This is a genomic window from Roseitalea sp., assembly GCF_984466335.1.
The window spans coordinates 1-3,835 of sequence record NZ_CFIFWG010000220.1; the positions used below are offsets into that span (position 1 = coordinate 1).

Here is a 3,835-nt window from a genome sequence, read left to right on the forward strand (position 1 = left end):
AATGGCCAGAGCGCATCGGAACCATCCGCCCTTGTTTCCGTCAACGGTAAAAGACCCCGTAACGGCAAGAGACCCCGCAGGTCAGGACCTGCGGGGTCTCAACGCACGGCCTAGCGGGTGAGGTCTAAAACCGCGCGTGGCCACAAAATAGTGCTTTGTGGCGGTGGGTCTATAGCCTCTATGCAAATCCTTAGCAATAGTGTGACAATTGTTGTTTCACCAGCGCAGCTTAGGATGTGTCGATACCTCCTGAAAAGCATACCTCAAACCTGAGAATTGACGGTATAAGCAAACGGGCCGGATAGGATTGCGGTCAAATCCTACCAGCCCGCTTTTGCGCGACGATCTGCGGCCGATGCCCCTCAGGCGGCCGCCGATGTTCTGTCGTGATCCTGGTAGAGGACGTTGATTTCACCAAGGGCGACCGGCGCCTGGTGGTAATAGCCCTGGAAAAGGCGACAGCCGGCGACCGAGGCGCGCACATTGTCGTCCTGTGTCTCGATGCCCTCGGCGACGACGATACGGTCCATCAGCCCGGCGATCTGTGTGACCGCGCTGACGAACGTATCGGTCACGACATCGGTGCCGATGCTCTGTATGTAGGACTTGTCGATCTTGATGATGTCGAACGGCAGGCGGCGAAGCTGGTTGAATTCGCTGTAGCCCATTCCGAAATCGTCGAGCGCGATCTTGAAGCCCGCCTGCTTGATCTGCGACATGCGTTCGATGAAGTCGTCGGACGTGTTGAGCATGGCGCTTTCGGTGATCTCCAGGATCACGCGCTCGGCCGGCACGTTGTGGCATGCGAGCACTTCCAGATAATCGTTCAGGAAGGCGTCATGCTTGAGCTGCCATGCCGATATGTTCACATTGACCGGCACGGCGGGAAGCTGCGGCATGTCCCGGCAGACCCTATGCATCACATAGAGCCCCAGATCGTGGATCAGCCGTGACTTTTCGGCGACCGGAATGAACTCGCCGGGCGAGATCGTGCCCCGGACCGGATTGTGCCAGCGCACGAGCGCTTCCAGGGAACTGAGCTGCCCCTGCGCATCGACGATCGGCTGATAGTGAATGGTCAGTTCCTTGAGCAGCATCGCCGCGCGCAGCTCGCGTTCGATGAATCGCTCCTGGCGCATGTCGAGGAGGATTTCGGTCGAAAAGATCGACCAGGAGCCACGCCCGCGGCGCTTGACCTGGTAGAGGGCAAGGTCGGCGAACGACAAAAGCTCGTTCATGTTGTTTGTGTGCGACGGCGCAAAGGCGATGCCGAGCGAGGCCGAAACCGACTGGCGGCGGTTGTTGATGAACAGACCTTCGCGCAACATGGCCTGGTAGGCGTCGCACTGTTTGGCGATGAAGCGTTCCGGGATCGTCTCGTCGTGCGACAGGCAGACGGCCAGCTCATCGCCGCCGAGCCGGCCGACGACAGCGCCCTTGAACGTCTCGGCCGCCGCGCGCCTGCAAAATCCCAGGACCTCGTCGCCGGCCGGATGGCCGAACACGTCGTTGACCTGCTTGAAGTGGTCGATGTCGATGATGATCAGCGCGACCGAGCCGGAGGTGCGTCGACGCTCGATTTCGGCTTGCAGGCAGCGCAGGAAATGGCCACGCGTAAAGGCGCCCGAGACGATGTCGGTCGCGTTGCGCGTGGACAATTCGTCATGCAGCGTCTGGTAGGCGCCTATTCTCTTGGACATCAGCACATAGATGGCGATCACGAGCACCAGGGAGACGAAGTTGCCTCCGATCTCGAACGGAGCCAGCGGGATACCCCGCATGGCCGCCGTCAGCAGCGAATCCGGCGCCAGATTATAAAGTGCATGCAAAACGGCAAAGGCGGTAAGCGCAGCGATCAGAACGACCTCCAGCAGGGGGGTCGTTCTTCTGGCCACGGGCGGATGGCTGTCGGGCGTCGGACAGATTTTGGTCGCAGGCATGACGGTTCTACTCACTCGTACGCTGCGCGGGATCGATGGATCCCACGTCATTCGATACTGGAAGACCATGCCGAGAGGCGGCTCACCCCATCTCACGCGTCATGCGTGCGCAACGCGGGCACTGATAGTGCGAACCGGTCTATGCTTCCTTAACGTCAAACCCTTTTATTGAATGGTTGGCGGCATTGCCCGCACCGTTCGGCCGTCCCTTTCGCCGGCCATATGAGCCGGCTTCGCCGACACCGGTTCGGCCAAAGCGCGATTGCGCTTTGCCGCCCGTTCGCTAGAAAAGTTCCAAAACAGAACCGGAGGCACATGTGAGCGCGCTCTTTCCCCTTGCGAAATCCGAAACGCCCTTCCGCAGGCTGACGAGCGAGCACGTCGCCGTCGACCGGTTTCGTGGCGAGGACGTGCTCGCGGTCGAGACCGAGGCGCTGCGCCTTCTGTCCGAAGCCGCCTTCGCCGACATCAATCATCTGCTGCGCCCCAGCCATCTCAGGCAGCTCGCCGCCATCCTCGAAGACCCCGAGGCGACCGACAATGACCGCTTCGTCGCCTACGATCTTCTCAAGAACGCCAACATCGCCGCCGGCGGCGTGCTGCCCATGTGCCAGGATACGGGCACGGCGATCGTGATGGCCAGGAAGGGGCGGAATGTGTGGACCGGCGGCGGCGACGAGTCCGCGCTCGGCCAGGGCGTGCGCGACGCCTATGAGAAGAAGAATTTGCGCTATTCGCAGCTCGCGCCCATCGCCATGTTCGAGGAGAAGAACACGCGCACCAACCTGCCCGCGCAGATCGACATCTATCAGGAGGGGGCGCACGAATACGAGTTCCTGTTCATCGCCAAGGGCGGTGGCTCGGCCAACAAGACCTTCCTTTATCAGGGCACGCCGTCGCTGCTCACGCACGAGCGGATGATCGGCTTCCTCAAGGAGAAGATCCTGACGCTCGGCACCGCCGCCTGCCCGCCCTATCACCTGGCCATCGTCATCGGCGGCACCAGCGCCGAGATGAATCTGAAGACCGTCAAGCTGGCCTCGACGCGCTATCTGGACGCACTGCCCGCCGAAGGGTCCGAAGACGCGCACGCCTTCCGCGACCGCGACATGGAGGCAGAAGTTCACGCGCTGACGCAGCAGATGGGCGTCGGCGCGCAGTTCGGCGGCAAATATTTCTGCCACGATGTGCGCGTCATCCGCCTGCCGCGCCACGGCGCCTCGCTGCCGATCGGGCTGGGCGTATCCTGCTCGGCCGACCGGCAGGCGCTCGGCCGCATCACGCGCGACGGCGTCTTCCTCGAACGGCTGGAGACCAATCCCGCCCAATATATGCCCGACGTGGATGAGGGCGCGCTGGGCGGCGACGTGGTCAGAATCGACCTTAACCGACCCATGACCCGAATTCTGAGGGAACTGGGCCAGCATCCCGTCAAGACACGGCTTTCGCTGACCGGCCCCATCATCGTCGCACGCGATATCGCGCACTCGAAGATCCGCGAGCGGCTGGAGGCGGGCGAGCCGATGCCCGACTATTTCAAGGACCATCCGATCTATTATGCCGGCCCGGCCAAGACGCCCGACGGCTTCGCCTCCGGCTCGTTCGGGCCGACCACGGCCGGGCGTATGGATTCCTATGTCGACCAGTTCCAGTCCTTCGGCGGCTCGATGGTCATGCTCGCCAAGGGCAACAGGTCAAGACAGGTGCGCGAGGCATGCGGTCGCCATGGCGGCTTCTATCTGGGCTCGATCGGCGGGCCGGCCGCGCGCCTGGCGCAGGACTGCATCAGGAAGGTGGAAGTGGTCGAATATCCTGAACTCGGCATGGAGGCGATCTGGCGCATCGAGGTCGAGGACTTCCCCGCCTTCATCGTCATCGACGACAAGGGCAACGAC

Annotated in this window: 2 protein-coding genes; one reads left to right on the top strand and one right to left on the bottom strand. The window is 62.2% G+C overall.

Annotation, left to right across the window (positions count from 1 at the left end; genetic code table 11):
• Positions 1–362 precede the first annotated feature (362 nt).
• The gene (locus tag AC5E6L_RS14640; protein ID WP_491230188.1) at positions 363–1,940 is read right to left on the bottom strand and encodes a putative bifunctional diguanylate cyclase/phosphodiesterase; all 1,578 of its coding nucleotides are present in this window, start codon (positions 1,938–1,940) and stop codon (positions 363–365) included.
• Between the two features lie 317 nt (positions 1,941–2,257).
• Between AC5E6L_RS14640 and AC5E6L_RS14645 the strand changes: the two genes are divergently transcribed.
• The coding region (locus tag AC5E6L_RS14645) for a fumarate hydratase (protein ID WP_491774271.1) at positions 2,258–3,835 on the top strand (1,578 nt) is incomplete at its 3' end.